This window comes from Pseudomonas sp. CDFA 610 (assembly GCF_021147865.1).
Lineage (GTDB): Bacteria > Pseudomonadota > Gammaproteobacteria > Pseudomonadales > Pseudomonadaceae > Aquipseudomonas > Aquipseudomonas alliivorans.
Genome location: NZ_JAGTPM010000002.1, coordinates 123,936 through 137,911, shown reverse-complemented (window position 1 = coordinate 137,911; position 13,976 = coordinate 123,936). Strand labels below are relative to the sequence as shown.

General features: G+C 60.4%; 13 protein-coding genes. 8 read left to right on the top strand and 5 right to left on the bottom strand.

The genetic code is table 11. The features are described from left to right. Positions 1-4 precede the first annotated feature (4 nt). From KDX39_RS03765 to KDX39_RS03735, 7 genes are all read left to right on the top strand, one after another. Positions 5-775: a LamB/YcsF family protein gene (locus KDX39_RS03765; RefSeq protein WP_231659440.1), complete on the top strand. Its 771-nt coding sequence runs from the start codon at positions 5-7 to the stop codon at positions 773-775. After that, the gene (locus KDX39_RS03760) at positions 772-1,566 is read left to right on the top strand and encodes a putative hydro-lyase (protein WP_099228234.1); all 795 of its coding nucleotides are present in this window, start codon (positions 772-774) and stop codon (positions 1,564-1,566) included. The genes KDX39_RS03765 and KDX39_RS03760 overlap by 4 nt, the downstream gene beginning before the upstream one ends. Before the next feature lie 9 nt (positions 1,567-1,575). Next, the gene (locus KDX39_RS03755; RefSeq protein WP_231659439.1) at positions 1,576-3,177 is read left to right on the top strand and encodes an urea amidolyase family protein; all 1,602 of its coding nucleotides are present in this window, start codon (positions 1,576-1,578) and stop codon (positions 3,175-3,177) included. Then, the gene (locus KDX39_RS03750; protein WP_184319526.1) at positions 3,174-4,910 is read left to right on the top strand and encodes an ATP-binding protein; all 1,737 of its coding nucleotides are present in this window, start codon (positions 3,174-3,176) and stop codon (positions 4,908-4,910) included. The genes KDX39_RS03755 and KDX39_RS03750 overlap by 4 nt, the downstream gene beginning before the upstream one ends. Positions 4,911-5,060: 150 nt before the next feature. Further along, entirely contained in the window at positions 5,061-6,302 is a 1,242-nt protein-coding gene (locus KDX39_RS03745) for an OprD family porin (RefSeq protein WP_231659438.1), read from the top strand. Positions 6,303-6,703: 401 nt separating this feature from the next. Continuing rightward, positions 6,704-7,072 (top strand): antibiotic biosynthesis monooxygenase family protein, encoded by a 369-nt coding sequence (locus KDX39_RS03740; protein ID WP_231659437.1) that lies wholly within the window; start codon positions 6,704-6,706, stop codon positions 7,070-7,072. 161 nt (positions 7,073-7,233) lie between these two features. Beyond that, positions 7,234-7,929, top strand: coding sequence for a tRNA (adenine(22)-N(1))-methyltransferase (locus tag KDX39_RS03735; RefSeq protein ID WP_231659436.1), 696 nt, complete (start codon positions 7,234-7,236; stop codon positions 7,927-7,929). Here the strand turns inward: KDX39_RS03735 and KDX39_RS03730 are convergent. After that, positions 7,926-8,768: an EamA family transporter gene (locus KDX39_RS03730; RefSeq protein WP_231659435.1), complete on the bottom strand. Its 843-nt coding sequence runs from the start codon at positions 8,766-8,768 to the stop codon at positions 7,926-7,928. The genes KDX39_RS03735 and KDX39_RS03730 overlap by 4 nt on opposite strands. Before the next feature lie 147 nt (positions 8,769-8,915). Here KDX39_RS03730 and gcvA point away from each other — a divergent pair, with 147 nt between their 5' ends. Beyond that, on the top strand, positions 8,916-9,791 hold the full coding sequence (gene gcvA, locus KDX39_RS03725) for a transcriptional regulator GcvA (protein WP_231659434.1): 876 nt from the start codon (positions 8,916-8,918) through the stop codon (positions 9,789-9,791). A gap of 17 nt (positions 9,792-9,808) precedes the next feature. Here the strand turns inward: gcvA and KDX39_RS03720 are convergent, their stop codons facing one another. The 4 genes from KDX39_RS03720 to KDX39_RS03705 all read right to left on the bottom strand — a co-directional run bounded on the left by KDX39_RS03720 (position 9,809) and on the right by KDX39_RS03705 (position 13,907). After that, positions 9,809-10,513 carry a helix-turn-helix transcriptional regulator gene (locus KDX39_RS03720; protein WP_231659433.1) on the bottom strand — a complete coding sequence of 235 codons (705 nt, stop codon included), beginning with the start codon at positions 10,511-10,513 and terminating at the stop codon, positions 9,809-9,811. Between the two features lie 2 nt (positions 10,514-10,515). Then, a complete protein-coding gene (locus KDX39_RS03715; RefSeq protein ID WP_231659432.1) occupies positions 10,516-11,448 on the bottom strand; it encodes an NAD(P)-dependent alcohol dehydrogenase in 933 nt (310 codons plus the stop codon). Between the two features lie 98 nt (positions 11,449-11,546). Then, on the bottom strand, positions 11,547-12,293 hold the full coding sequence (locus KDX39_RS03710; RefSeq protein ID WP_231659431.1) for a substrate-binding periplasmic protein: 747 nt from the start codon (positions 12,291-12,293) through the stop codon (positions 11,547-11,549). A gap of 156 nt (positions 12,294-12,449) precedes the next feature. After that, complete coding sequence (locus tag KDX39_RS03705; RefSeq protein WP_231659430.1) at positions 12,450-13,907, bottom strand: efflux transporter outer membrane subunit; 1,458 nt, start codon at positions 13,905-13,907, stop codon at positions 12,450-12,452. Positions 13,908-13,976: the final 69 nt, after the last annotated feature.

Here is a 13,976-nt window from a genome sequence, read left to right as displayed (position 1 = left end):
TCTGATGCGTGCAATTGACCTTAACAGCGACCTGGGAGAAAGCTTCGGCGCCTGGAGCATGGGTGACGATGCGGCGATTCTTGAAGTGGTCAGCAGCGCCAACGTGGCGTGCGGCTTTCATGCCGGTGATCCGGCCGGAATACTGCGCACGCTTGAAGCCGCTGCGGCGCGTGATGTGGCCGTCGGTGCCCATGTGGCCTACCCGGACCTCGTCGGCTTCGGTCGGCGCAACATGGACGTGCCGACCGGGCAACTCACTGCCGATGTCATCTATCAGATCGGCGCGCTTCAAGGCCTGGCCCGCAGCGCGGGGACGACAGTGACCTATGTCAAGCCTCACGGCGCGCTGTACAACACCATCGCAGGCGACCCGGTTCAGGCCGCGGCGGTGATTCAGGCGATCCTGCGCATCGACCCGCAGCTCAAGCTGGTCTGCCTCGCCAATTCGAAGTTGCTCGGCTGGGCGCGTGATGCGGGTCTGACCTGTGTGTCCGAAGCCTTTGCGGACCGGGCGTATACCGCTCAAGGCACGCTGGTGTCCCGCTCGCGTCCCGGTGCCGTGTTGCACGATGTCGAGTTGATCACCACGCGCATGCTGCGTCTGGTGCGTGATGGCGTCATCGAGGCCGAGGACGGCAGCCTGATCGAACTGGAAGCCGATTCGATCTGCGTGCATGGCGACAGCCCGGGCGCGGTGAATATCGCCCACGCCCTCAAACGACGTCTGCTTGAGGCAGGGGTCAACATTCGTGCATTTACCCGAGGTCAGCCATGAATTCCTTCAACGACGCCCGTCAGGCAGCCATTGCCGCCCGTGCCCAGTATCGCGAAGGCATGGTGTCTCCCACTGCGGGCCATGCACCGGGTCTGACCCAGGCCAACATGATTTGCCTGCCGCGCGAATGGGCCTACGATTTTCTGCTGTTCGCTCAGCGCAATCCTCAAGCCTGTCCGATTCTGGACGTCACTGAGGCCGGCAGTTACAGCACCGTTCTGGCCGAGGGCGCTGACCTGCGTACTGACATTCCGCTGTATCGCGTCTGGCGCGACGGCAAGCTGGCCGATGAAGTGACCGATGTGCGGGATCTCTGGACCGAGCATACGGATCTGGTCACTTTTCTGATTGGTTGCAGCTTCACCTTCGAGACCCCTTTGCTGGAAGCCGGCATCGATGTGCGTCACATCAGTGAGGGCTGCAACGTGCCGATGTATCGCAGCAACCGCCTCTGCCGTCCGGCCGGGCGTCTGAAAGGTGAGACGGTGGTGTCGATGCGGCCCATCCCCGCCGACCGGGTGGCCGATGCCGTCAAGATCACCGCACGCTATCCCAACGTGCATGGCGCTCCGGTCCATGTAGGCGAGCCTGGTTTGCTGGGTATCGCGGACATTTCCCGACCGGACTTCGGCGATGCCGTCACTGTAAAACCCGGCGAAGTCCCGGTGTTCTGGGCCTGCGGTGTGACACCGCAGGCTGTGGTCATGGCGTCCGGAGTACCTTTTGCGATTTCCCATGCACCGGGTTACATGTTCATCACCGATGTGCCCGACAGCCACTACCACGTATAGGAGAGGATCATGCGTTTCTACCCGGTCAGCCAGGACGCGCTCCTGGTTGAATTGGCGAACCTGGACGAGACCCTTGCCCTGTTCGACTCTTTGCAGCAACAGCCCATCCATGGCGTGGAGGAACTCGTTCCCGCCGCCCGGACGGTGCTGGTGCATTTTCGTCCCGGCGCGGTCAGCCGCGAAGCGCTTGCTGCGCAGATCGCCACGCGTGACGTGCATGGCAAGGCTCGCGCAGCGGGCAAGCTGATCGAAATCCCCGTGCATTACAACGGCGAGGACCTGGATGACGTCGCCCGCGAACTGGGCATCAGTCCTGAAGAAGTGATCCGGCGCCATACCGGCAGCGATTACAACGTGGCGTTTTGTGGCTTTGCGCCGGGCTTTGCGTACCTGAGTGGCGGCCCGGAATTTGTGGTACCGCGCCGCAGTACGCCGCGCACCCGTATTCCTGCCGGTGCCGTGGCGCTGGCGGGCGGTTTCAGCGGCGTCTATCCGCAGGCCAGTCCCGGCGGCTGGCAGATCATTGGCATCACCAACGCCCGGATGTGGGATCTGGAGCGCGACGAACCTGCATTACTGCAACCGGGCTATCGGGTGCGCTTTGTAGACGTTGGTCCTGTCACCGAAACCGTTTCTGTAGCCACACCGGTACATCGTCAGGCGTCTCACGCCACTGAAAACTATCTGGAAGTGCTGTCGCCGGGTTTGCAGACCCTGTTTCAGGACCTCGGACGTCCCGGTCGCGCAGGGCAGGGGGTTTCGGCTTCCGGTGCCATGGACCGGGGTGCGTTGCGCGCCGCCAACCGCGCAGTGGGCAACGACCCGGCGAGCGCCTGCCTTGAAGTGCTGATGGGCGGCCTGACGTTCACCTGTCACGGCCAGACGGTAGCGGCCGTCACTGGTGCAACGGCTGCTGTGGAAGTCCTCACTGCCGAAGGCCAGCGGCTGCGCCCGGCGCTTTACACGCCGTTCGCCCTGCAGGAAGGCGATCAGGTGAGTATCGACTCGCCCTCTGCCGGTCTGCGCAACTATGTGGCGATTCGCGGCGGCTTCACGCAGGAACTGGTGCTGGGCAGCCTGTCCACCGACACATTGGCTCAGGTCGGACCTGCGCCACTGACATCGGGCGATCGTCTGGGCTTTCATCACAAGCCGGGCGGCGCGTCGGTGTCGCTCAGCGAAGAACAACCGTTCGACATGCCCCGTTCCGATCAGGTGATTGTGCTGGATGTGGTCATGGGGCCGCGCAGTGACTGGTTCACCGCAGACGCTCAGGCTGTTTTGGCCGGGCAGACCTGGCAAGTCACGCCGCAATCGAACCGCATCGGCGTGCGGTTGGCGGGTGATCAGGCACTGGAGCGTTCGGTTCATGGCGAACTGCCCAGCGAGGGTACTGCCGTTGGCGCTATTCAGGTGCCGCCCAGTGGCCAGCCGGTGCTGTTTCTGGCGGACCACCCGTTGACCGGTGGCTATCCGGTGATTGCCGTGGTTGCGCCGCATCACTTGGATCTGGCCGGTCAGATTCCGATCAACTCCCGCATTCGCTTCAATCCGCTGGGCGCGTTCGAGCCCGTGTGCCCAGCTCTTTCAGACGAGACCAATAACCAATGAAAAAGGTTCTGATTGCCAACCGTGGCGAAATTGCCATCCGTATCGCCCGCGCCTGCCGCGACTATGGCGTGGCTTCGGTGGCGGTGTATGCCGACGCCGACATCGATGCGCTGCACGTACGCCAGGCCGACGAGGCTTATGGGCTGAATGGCGAGCGGCCTGCCGACACTTACCTGAACATTGAAAAGCTGCTTGCGGTAGCGGCTCGTGCCGGTGCCGACGCTGTTCATCCAGGCTATGGTTTTCTGTCCGAACGCGCCGATTTCGCCCGCGCCGTGATCGATGCAGGCCTGACCTGGATCGGCCCGGACCCGAGCACCATCGATGCGCTGGGCGACAAGGTCCAGGCCAGACGCATCGCCCAGAAAGTCGGTGCGCCTTTGGTGGCCGGTACTGAAGGCCCGGTCAACGATGCCCGCGAAGTAGTCGCCTTTGCCGAACAGTTCGGCCTGCCGATTGCGATCAAGGCTGCGTTCGGCGGCGGCGGTCGCGGTCTGAAAGTGGCGTGGAAACTGGATGAAGTCAGCGAGCTGTATGAATCGGCCGTGCGCGAAGCGGTGGTGGCGTTCGGGCGCGGTGAATGCTTTGTCGAGCGCTTTCTGGACAAACCCCGCCATATCGAAGCGCAGATCATCGCAGACCGCCACGGTCGTGTTGTGGTGGCCGGCACCCGCGACTGCTCGTTGCAGCGCCGTAACCAGAAGCTGATTGAAGAAGCGCCTGCGCCTTATCTGGATGACGCGCTGCGTCAGCGCATTCATGACTCGGCCCGCGACATCTGCGCCGAGGCGGGCTATGTCGGTGCGGGCACGGTGGAGTTTCTGCTCAGCGCCGACGGCACGCTGTCCTTCCTTGAGGTCAACACCCGCTTGCAGGTCGAGCACCCGGTTACCGAAGAAACCAGCGGCATTGACCTGGTGATCGAGCAATTGCGTGTGGCTGACGGTCTGCCGTTGTCGTTTGAGGGCACACCGGTTCCGCGTGGCCACAGCTTTGAATTTCGTATCAACGCCGAGGATGCGGGTAACGGCTTTCTGCCGACGCCTGGCTCCATCGACGTATTTCAACCGCCGTCCGGTCCGGGCGTTCGTCTGGAAACCGGCGTCGAGCAGGGCTCTCGCGTATCGCCGAACTTCGATTCGATGATCGCCAAACTGATCGTCACAGGTACCACCCGCGAGCAGGCGATTCGTCGTGCCCGCCGTGCGCTGGCCGAGTTTCGTGTCGAGGGCGTGGCAACCGTGTTGCCGTTCCACCGCGCGGTCATGGACCATGACGACTTCACTGCCGCCGACACATTCGACGTGCACACCCGCTGGATCGAGACAGACTTTGCCGAGCAGATCACCCTGGCCCCGCGCAGCGTCGAGTCGGCTGATCCAGGCGTGTTGCGTACCTTCGTCGAGATCGACGGCAAGCGCCATGAACTGGGTCTGCCGGCAGCGCTGCTGCGTGGCGTCAGCGTGGGGGCAAATGAGGCTGTGGTAGCACCTGCATCGGCCGAAGCGGTAGATCCGCAGGCTGTCCTGACGCCGGTCGCAGGCAATCTGCACAGTTGGGTGGCCAAGGACGGTGAGTCGGTGGAGGCCGGTCAGGTCATCGCAGTGGTAGAAGCGATGAAAATGGAAACATCGGTTCTGGCGCCCTGTGCCGGTCAACTGCAGATTACCGAACAGCCCGGAAGTTATCTGAACGCAAAGTTCCAGATCGGGCGCATCAACACCGATAGCTGATCAGCAACACCTTCTTTCGGTACTAACACAGTCGGGTCAATGACCCGGCTGTTGCGTCCTGCCGCCAGAAATTCGTTTCACGTACCACCGCACGGCTTATAAAAATAAAACCAATCGATTCAACCTGCCCTTATCCGGAGCATGACGGGAATGTCGATCAATAAGGCTTTTTGCTTAATCAGTACTTGTGCACTGACGTACCCATTGTTGGCCTCGGCGGATTTCATTGCCGATAGCAAGGCCAGCATGGAGTTGCGCAACTTCTATTTCAACCGGGACTTTCGTAACGGACCGCCGACCGCTCAGCGGGACTCGGCGAAAGAATGGGCGCAAGGGGCGCTGTTCAGGGTCGAGTCCGGTTACACCGCCGGTACGGTGGGGTTCGGTCTCGATGCGCTTGGCATGCTGGGCCTGAAGCTGGATGGTGGGGACGGCTCAGGCGGCACGGGGCTGCTTCCTGCTGACCTCAGCTCCAGAAACGGCCGTGGCTCGCAGGACGAATACTCGAAACTTGAGTTGACGGCGAAGGCGAAAGTCTCCGAGACGATACTCAAGGTCGGCTCTCTGGCGTTTCGCAGTCCGGTGGTGTCGAGCAATGACACTCGCCTGTTACCCGCCACTTTCGAAGGTGCAATGCTGACGTCGAAAGATATCAGCAACCTCAGCCTGCAGGGTGGCAAGCTGGAACAGATCAAGTTCAATAGCTCCTCTAACTATCAGGACTTCACCGGCAACCGCATTGGCGGTACCAGTGATGACTTTACTTTTGGCGGTGGCACTTACAGTTTCAGCAAGACGCTGAGCACCAGTCTGTATTACGGCAATCTGGAGAATGTTTATCGGCAGTACTACGGTGGCATTGTTTACGAGATTCCGCTTGCGGATCGTCAGTCACTGAAGTTTGACCTGCGTTATTCGAAAAGTACCGAGGACGGTAACTTTCGTCACCTCGACAACCGCGCTGCCAACGGGCAGGTGTCCTACACGCTGGGCAGCAGCGTGTTCATGGCCGCGTATCAGCGCATGAGCGGTGACGATCCGTTTCCTTATATTGCCAACTCCGATCCGTATCTGGTGAACTTCGTTCAGATCAACGACTTTGCCAACACGCAGGAAAAGTCCTGGCAGTTGCGCTACGACTACAACTTTGTCGCACTGGGTATTCCCGGACTGACGTTCATGTCCCGCTATGTCAGCGGGGATAATGCTCTGGTAGCAGGCAGTAATACGGGCAAGGAGTGGGAACGCAACACTGATCTGGCATACGTCATCCAGAGTGGCTCGTTGAAGAATGTGAGCCTCAGGCTCAGGAACGCCACAGTCCGTTCCAACTTCGGCAACGATCTGGATGAAACGCGTTTGATCGTGAGTTACACACTGCCGTTGTGGTGACAGATTGTCGGAAAGATAACGTTCTGTAAAAACGCCAGGTTGTGGAAGGCGGCTTGATAGTTCGAAGCACCGGGAGCCGGGGTGTTTAGGTTTTTTACGAAAAGTCGGCGAGCGAAGGTCAGGCAAGGCAAAAACAGGCGAGGAAGCGGAGTCTACGTGTTGTAAATGAGCATTCCGATCGGACTCGCGCACGAGCCTGTTTTTAACGCAGCATCACCGAGCGCAGCCACTTTTCGTACAGAGCCTAGGGCGATGAACAGCCCGGCACCCTGGTGACAGAAACTGTCCGCCTGCCCATTTATCATGGCGCAGACAAGGCAAAATCCTGGATGAGCGATTGGCGCAGCGGAGACTGTTTCATGCCTTGGCAAATGAATCAGAGCTGATCGAGGAGATACATCATGTCCAGTGTCGAGCCGCTTGATCCGTCGTTTCCGTTGAGCCAGCAAATGGGGATCGATGCCGCACCCATTGTGTTGGTCAATGTCTGCACCATGTCACCTGAGGACGAAGCAGCCTTTCTGGTTGCATGGGCAGCAGATGCCGCTTTCATGAAACGCCAACCCGGTTTTATCTCGACCCAGCTTCATCGCGCGCTGGGCGACAGCCCCACCTACCTCAACTACGCGGTTTTCGAATCCGCACAAGCCTGGCGCACTGCTTTCAAGCACCCGGAGTTTCGCGAGATCGCCAAAGGGCATCCGCCGTCGGCCGTGTTTCGGCCGCACCTCTTTCAAAAAGTCGCTGTAGCCAATCTGTGCACAGCCTAGTGATTGCAATCGGTTGCCGTTGAATGGCCGCTGGGGCAGTTGTTTGTGCTGCAAGAGGAATGCGTATGAAAGCCGTACAGTTGAAATCCACGTCATACCCCGACAGAATCGCGCCCCGATCCGGCCAGTGCGTGCGGACGTTTTGATGAAAGGGGTTGTCGTTGAACGAACAGACATTGTCCATGCGCCTGGAGCGCGTGGCAGCGCACGTGCCCGCCGATGCGCGGCTGGCCGATATCGGTTCGGATCACGGCTATCTGCCGGTGGCACTGATGCGTCGTGGCGTGGTTGCTGCTGCGGTTGCGGGCGAAGTCGCTGTCACGCCGTTTTACTCGGCCCAGCGCGTTGTGCGTGAAAACGGGTTTGAACAACGGATCACTGTGCGCCTGGCCAATGGTCTTGCAGCCATCGAGCCGGACGACGGCATTACCGCGATCAGCCTGTGCGGCATGGGCGGCGAGACCATTCGCGACATCCTCGACGCTGGCAAAGCACGTTTGAGCGGCACTGAGTTGCTCATCATGCAGCCCAACGGTGGCGAGCAACCGTTGCGCCAATGGCTGATGGACAACGGTTACCGCATCGTCTGTGAAGAAGTGCTGCGTGAGAACCGCTTCGACTATGAAATCATCGTCGCCGAGCGCACCGGCCCGGTGACCTACACCGCAGAAGAGCTGTACTTCGGCCCGTTACAACTGCAGACACGCAGCCCGGCATTCCTGGCCAAGTGGCAGCGTTTGCTGCAGCAGCGGCAGAAAACCCTGACCAGTTTCGCCCGTGCAAAACAGGGCGTGCCTGAAGAGAAGTTGCAGGAGATCGAGCGGCAGATACGCTGGATCACTGAGCTGTTGGCTTAGAGCCCAAGACAAATGGCCCCGGCCGCCACCAGTCCGCAAACAGCCCAGCGCTTCGTACTCATCTCTTCGCCCAGAAACATCTTCCCGATCAGCGCCGCGAACACCACGCTGGTCTCGCGCAAGGCCGACACGCCGCCCATGGCGCCTGACTGCATGGCCCAGATGACAATGCCGTAGGCGGCGATGGACACCAGCCCGCCGAGTGCCGAGGAGCTGACGGCAGACGGGTGCTTTTTCAAGGACGCGGCCAGTTCGTTGATCCCGCGGCTCGCCACAAACAACAACGGCATCGCCCAGAACGACATGAACATCCAGGCGGTGTAGGCCAGCGCCTGACCCTCCGATTGCCGCACGCCGATGCCGTCGATCACGGTGTAGAGCGCGATCAGCACGCCTGTGGCAAGTGCCGCAAACACGCCGGAGCGGGAGACATGCCGGTCAAGGAAGGCGAGCGTAAGAATGCCGCCCGATATCATGACAATCCCCAGAACATGCACAACGCTTAGCGTTTCGTTGGCGAACAGTGCGGCCCCGAGAGTGACGAGCAGGGGCGAGGAACCCCGGGCGATCGGGTAGGCCACCGCCAGATCACTGTTGCGATACGAGCGCACCAGACTGATGTTGTAGACGATGTGCACCAGCCCGGAGGCGATCAGATAGGGCCAGGCTCCGGCAGCTGGCAAGGGCAGTATCACGACCGCGACGGTCGACACGGACGCGATCATGATGCCCATCCAGGCCATGGACAGATGGCGGTCGCGGTTGCCGTGCAGCATCGCGTTCCAGCCTGCATGAAGCACGGCAGCGAGTAGAACCAGACCGCCTGCGTAACTGAGCATGGTGTTTTCCGAGTGGGCAGTGCGAAGGAGGCGCCAGAAGTAAAGGCAGTGTTTATCTGCTCGGCAAAATATCTATCTTGGTACCGCCTGACAAACCAGATAAATTGGCTGCTCACGTTAGCGTAGCTATTGCGAATGAAACGAGAATTGCCCCCACTCAATGCGTTGCGCGCTTTCGAGGCGGCTGGCCGTCTGGGCAGTTTCAAGGAGGCCGCAACCGAACTGCATGTCACGTCCGGAGCGATCAGTCAGAGTGTTCGTCTGCTCGAGGACTGGCTGGGCTCTGCATTGTTCGAACGACACAATCGTCGGGTGATCCTGACCACAGCTGCCAGAGCCTATCTGGCTGAGATCGGGCCGCTGCTGGAGCGGATCGCACTGGTGACAGCGAGGTTCGGTTTGCCTGATCCGGCCCCTCGTACGTTGCTGGTGAACGCGCTTGCGACCTTCACGTTGCGCTGGCTGGTGCCGCGACTCGATGCGTTTCGCGCCAGTCATCCCGGCATCGACGTACAGGTGCACACCTCGAACAAGTCCGTGGAAAGTCTGAAGGAGCCCTACGACCTCATCATTCGGGGTGGGCCGGACACACTTTACGGCTATCGGACCCGGGTGTTCCTGCGTGAAGACAGAATCCCTGTGTGTAGCCCGGCGCTTCTGAAGCGACTGCCGTTGAATACCCCCGAGGACCTGAGACGCCACACGCTGTTACATACCTCGAGCCTGCCAAGGCTGTGGCCGGACTGGCTGGCGAGCGCCAATATCGCTGCGTTGCAGCCAGCCGCAGGTGTGGTGTTCGACCATTTCTATCTGACCCTGCAGGCTGCCATCGACGGGTTGGGCATCGCGATGGGGCCCGCAGCGCTGGTTGCCAGCGACCTGCAGGCCGGGCGGCTGGTGATGCCTTTCGAGGGTCCGCGTCTCAAGTCGCGCAGCTACTGCGCTTACGTGCCTGACGAAAAACTGGCCGATGAAACGGTGCAGTTATTCTGTTCGTGGCTTGAGGGGCAGGGTGATGGCTGAGGAAGGTCCTGTCTGTGTCAGCAGGTCTCGCCCCGGACGTTGCAGGGCAGTACCTCCAGCGCACGCCATTCCTTGATCATCTGGCGGCGGTTGCGTGTGTAGCGTTCGCTCAAGACCTGCGCTTCTGCAATGTCGTCCATGTTGATGATCCGGTACTTGCTGTCGCCTTCGCACCACGCCGCCAGGTGACGCCTGGATTCGATAAAGCCGAGCATGATCGGCCAGATGATCTGCGGATCCCTGGGCGCATGTTCGATTGAAAGCGTGATGCTCAGCTTGCACTGATCACGCAGCGCACGGCGGATCTCGCTCAGGTCGATGCTGGATGACACGCTGAAAGGTTTGCTGATGTAGAACGTCTCGTCCTCCAGCGTCGGCCGCATTTCCACAGGCAGAACGGCACTGATCTTGGCCAGGGCGTTTTTCACGGCGAAGGCGAATTTGTCGTCGGTCTGGCGGCTGACCCACTGCGCACCCATCATCAGCGCCTGAATTTCTTCCTCCGTGAACGACAGCGGAGGCAGCAGAAAACCGGGTTTGAGGATATAGCCCAGGCCCGGTTCGCCATCGATGTCGGCTCCCATGCCTTGCAGCGTTGCGACGTCGCGGCGGATGGTGCGCAGCGAGACGCCCAGTTCCTGCGCAAGAGACGCGCCCGAGACGGTTCTGCGATGTCGGCGAAGCGCTTGCATCAATTCAAACAAACGATGACTTCTGGCCATGCCTACTCCATCGCGATAACACCTTTGCCACCGAGTTTGCGTCCTTGTTCAATGTCGGTGATCAGGTTGATCGCGCTGCTCAAGGGAACCACTTCACCCACCGGGATCCTGAATCTGCCCCGGCTGGCGGCTTCGGCCAGCTTATCCAGAATCTCCACGCGTGGCGAACCTATGATGGGCTTCAGCCTGCGGTCGAAGAGGGCACGTATGAATTTGCCGGGGCCGGGGTTCAGGTCAAGGAATACGCCGCCGGATCGCAACATCGACAGGCCTTGCGATACGCTCAGGGTGGCAGCGGTGTCCAGCACCCCATCAAAACGGGTGCTGATGGCTGAAACAGGCGTCGTCCGATAATCGTAAACCGCATCCACACCCAGCGCCTTGGCCTTCTGGATATCCTGTGCGCTGCAACTGCCCGAGACCGTGGCACCGAAATAACGCGCGATCTGCACAGCCGCTTCGCCGACTCCCCCCGAGCAGCCATTGATGAACACATGCTGGCCGGCCTGCAGCTTTGCCTTGTCGACCAGTCCGTTCCAGGCCGTGATACCCGGCGTACCAATGCAGGCGGCATCCTCGAACGAGAGCGAGTCGGGCTTTTTGGCCAGAAAGGCTTCCCTGGTCACGACGGCCTGAGCAAACGCGCCGCTTTCCTTGAAGCGCGCCAGCCCCAGCACTGCATCGCCCACCTTGAGCCTGGTGACATTCGCGCCGACCGCAATGACGGTGCCTGAGAAGTCCATGCCCATGGCGCGCGGGAACGCTTTGCCCGTGACGATCTGCATCGCCCCATTGCGCAGTTTCCAGTCGATCGGGTTGATGGCGGCATACTTGACCTGCACCGCCACTTCGTCCTTTCCGGGGCTGGGTAGCTCGAAATCTTCAAGCCGCATTAACTCCGGACCGCCGTATGTGCTGTATTGAATGCGTTTCATGAGATGCCTTCCCCGGTGAGTGTGGGGATGACACTACACAGCGACAGGGACAGTTTTTGTCACCATGGTAGGCGGGCTGTCGACGCATTGATGATCGGTCACTGCGGTACAGGCTGCGTGTACCTTCGCTGAATACGCTCCAGCTCACCTGACTGACGCAGGGTTTCCAGTGCACTGGCCCAGGAGTCAACCACATCGTCTTCACAGTCGCGGCTGAAGGCAATGTACAGCGATGAACGATACAGCTCGATAGGTATTTGTCGCAGGGTTCCGGGAGCGATGTTCAGTTGTCGGCTCTGGTAGGCAACGCCTGCATCGGTGTCGCCGATGATGATTGCAGTGCGGTCGCTCAGCAGCATGCGGTAGAGCTGTACGCTTTCGGTGGCGCTTTTATCGAGGTTTTTGAAGCCCAGTGACTGCAGCATATCGGGCAGCAGGCCTGCGTGCCGGGTGGTGATCTGCGGCGCATGCAGCAACTGTTCGAGAGAGGTGACCGGTGGTGCGGTTGCCAATTGATAAGGGTGTATCGCCTCTTCGAGGATGGGGCCGACCCATTTGTACAAATGCTCGCGCTCCGGCGTGCGAAACATTGAGTACATGATGGTTCTGGGTCGCATCTTCAATATAAGACTCGCCCTCATGCTGGGCGCCAGCACGATGGTGAGATCGTGGCCGGTGACCTTCATGATGGCCCGGACAATCTCGGTGGTCATGCCGGTAATCTGACCATTCTCTGAATAGTTGTAAGGCGGCCACTCTTCCGTCACGACCTGGTAGTGGTCGGCTCTGGCTGGTGCGCTGAGCAACAGACACAACAGCACCGAAATCAGTGTCGAATAATTCACATGGCCTGCCTGATGGGCTGTTCGATCATTCAGAGCGAATGAACAGTCGATTGCAGCATAGACCCGGTCGCCTGGTCTGGAGCCCAGCGGGCGAGAAAATGTGCAGTTCGATTCTATCCATCAGTCTCTGCTAGGTCGTGGCGCCACACAGGCATGTTATCGGACGGCAACCTCCGGCTCCGGCGTTTGCCAGCCACCGCCGAGTGCCTTGAAGGCAGCCACGGCGGCACGGGCGGTTTCAGTCTGGGCCTGGGCTCTGGCGTCCGACGTCTGGAGCATTGTTTCGTCAGCGCGCAACACGTCGATGAGGCTGGCCGCCCCGTTCCGATAGCCCGCGAAGGACGATTGCCTCGCCGCAGTCAGAGCCTTTTCGCCCCGGCTGAGAATGTTCGTCTGAGTGCTGCGATTGATCAGCGACGAAAACGCATTCTCGACATCTTCGGTGGCTCGCAAAACGGACTGTCGATAAGCAGCCAGAGCTTCTGCTTCGGCGCCCTTGGCCTGATTGATCTGCGCATTTACGCGACCGAAATCGAACAGCCTCCAGCGCAGCCCGAGTACGCCTGCCGACTGGCTGGCACCGCTGCTGAACAGGTTGCCGCTGGACACCGCTGTCGCACTGCCGAGCAGGGCGCTCAGCGAGAGCTTGGGGTAGTACTCGCTGACCGCCACACCGATACGGGCGCTGGAAGCGGCAAGGCGACGTTCAGCAACCATGAGGTCTGGTCGACGGCGCAAAAGATCGGCAGGTGTTCCGGTCGCGGTCAGTTGCGGGGCGGTCGGGATCGATTTGGCCGCCGCCAGTTTCGTGCGGTTGGTGCCGGGCGGCACGCCCAGCATGACGTCGAGGGCGTTCATGGCGGCGTCCAGTCCCGACTGAAGAACCGGTACGGTTGCCTGAACCTGAGCAAGTTCGCCTTCGGTCTGGCGCAGTTCGTACTCGGGCGACAGGCCTCTGTCATAAAGCATCTGCACCTTCTCCAGCAGATCCTGCCGGGTCTTGACCTGCCGTTGCGCAATGTCCAGTCGTGTCTGCAGCCCGCGAATCGTGATGTAGGTGTCGGCCGTCTGCGCGGCAACCGCCAACCGTGTGGCCGCAACGCCTGCCTCGGATGCCTGATAGTCAGCCAGTGCGGCTTCGCGGCCGCGCCTCAATCCGCCGAACACGTCCAGTTCCCAGGCTGCATTGAGGTTGGCTTCGTACGCATTGCCATAGCGGTCAAAGCCCGGGGCTGAGTCCAACACCTGCCCGAGTGGCGTTTCGACTGACTGATACGCGCGCGAAGCCTGACCGCTGACATTGCCCGATGGCAATAGCGCTGCCGTGGCGGCGCTGAGTCCTGCACGCGCCTGAGTGAGTTGCGCGGTGGCCTGAGCCAGAGTGAGGTTCTGCGCCAGCGCACTGGAAACACATTCATTCAGCAACGGGTCGGCAAAACCCTGCCACCAGGCCGCATTATCCAGCGGGAGCGCTGTAGAATCCGGCCTTGCATCAGGTCGAGCCAGATAATGAGCCGACACAGGAGCGTCCGGACGTTGGTAATCCGGACCTACAGCGCAGCCCGCCATCAGGCTGGCACTCATCAATAGTGCGTACGTGGAGAGCGGGCGCATTGAGATTTCCTTGGAATGAACGGATGTGACCATATTACAATTTGGTCACTTGTTGTCAATCAAGGCTTG

Coding starts and splice junctions, on each gene's coding strand:
- KDX39_RS03765 (WP_231659440.1), top strand. CDS start 5: ATGCGTGCAATTGACCTTAACAGCGACCTGGGAGAAAGCTTCGGCGCC.
- KDX39_RS03760 (WP_099228234.1), top strand. CDS start 772: ATGAATTCCTTCAACGACGCCCGTCAGGCAGCCATTGCCGCCCGTGCC.
- KDX39_RS03755 (WP_231659439.1), top strand. CDS start 1,576: ATGCGTTTCTACCCGGTCAGCCAGGACGCGCTCCTGGTTGAATTGGCG.
- KDX39_RS03750 (WP_184319526.1), top strand. CDS start 3,174: ATGAAAAAGGTTCTGATTGCCAACCGTGGCGAAATTGCCATCCGTATC.
- KDX39_RS03745 (WP_231659438.1), top strand. CDS start 5,061: ATGTCGATCAATAAGGCTTTTTGCTTAATCAGTACTTGTGCACTGACG.
- KDX39_RS03740 (WP_231659437.1), top strand. CDS start 6,704: ATGTCCAGTGTCGAGCCGCTTGATCCGTCGTTTCCGTTGAGCCAGCAA.
- KDX39_RS03730 (WP_231659435.1), bottom strand. CDS start 8,768: ATGCTCAGTTACGCAGGCGGTCTGGTTCTACTCGCTGCCGTGCTTCAT.
- KDX39_RS03720 (WP_231659433.1), bottom strand. CDS start 10,513: ATGGCCAGAAGTCATCGTTTGTTTGAATTGATGCAAGCGCTTCGCCGA.
- KDX39_RS03715 (WP_231659432.1), bottom strand. CDS start 11,448: ATGAAACGCATTCAATACAGCACATACGGCGGTCCGGAGTTAATGCGG.
- KDX39_RS03705 (WP_231659430.1), bottom strand. CDS start 13,907: ATGCGCCCGCTCTCCACGTACGCACTATTGATGAGTGCCAGCCTGATG.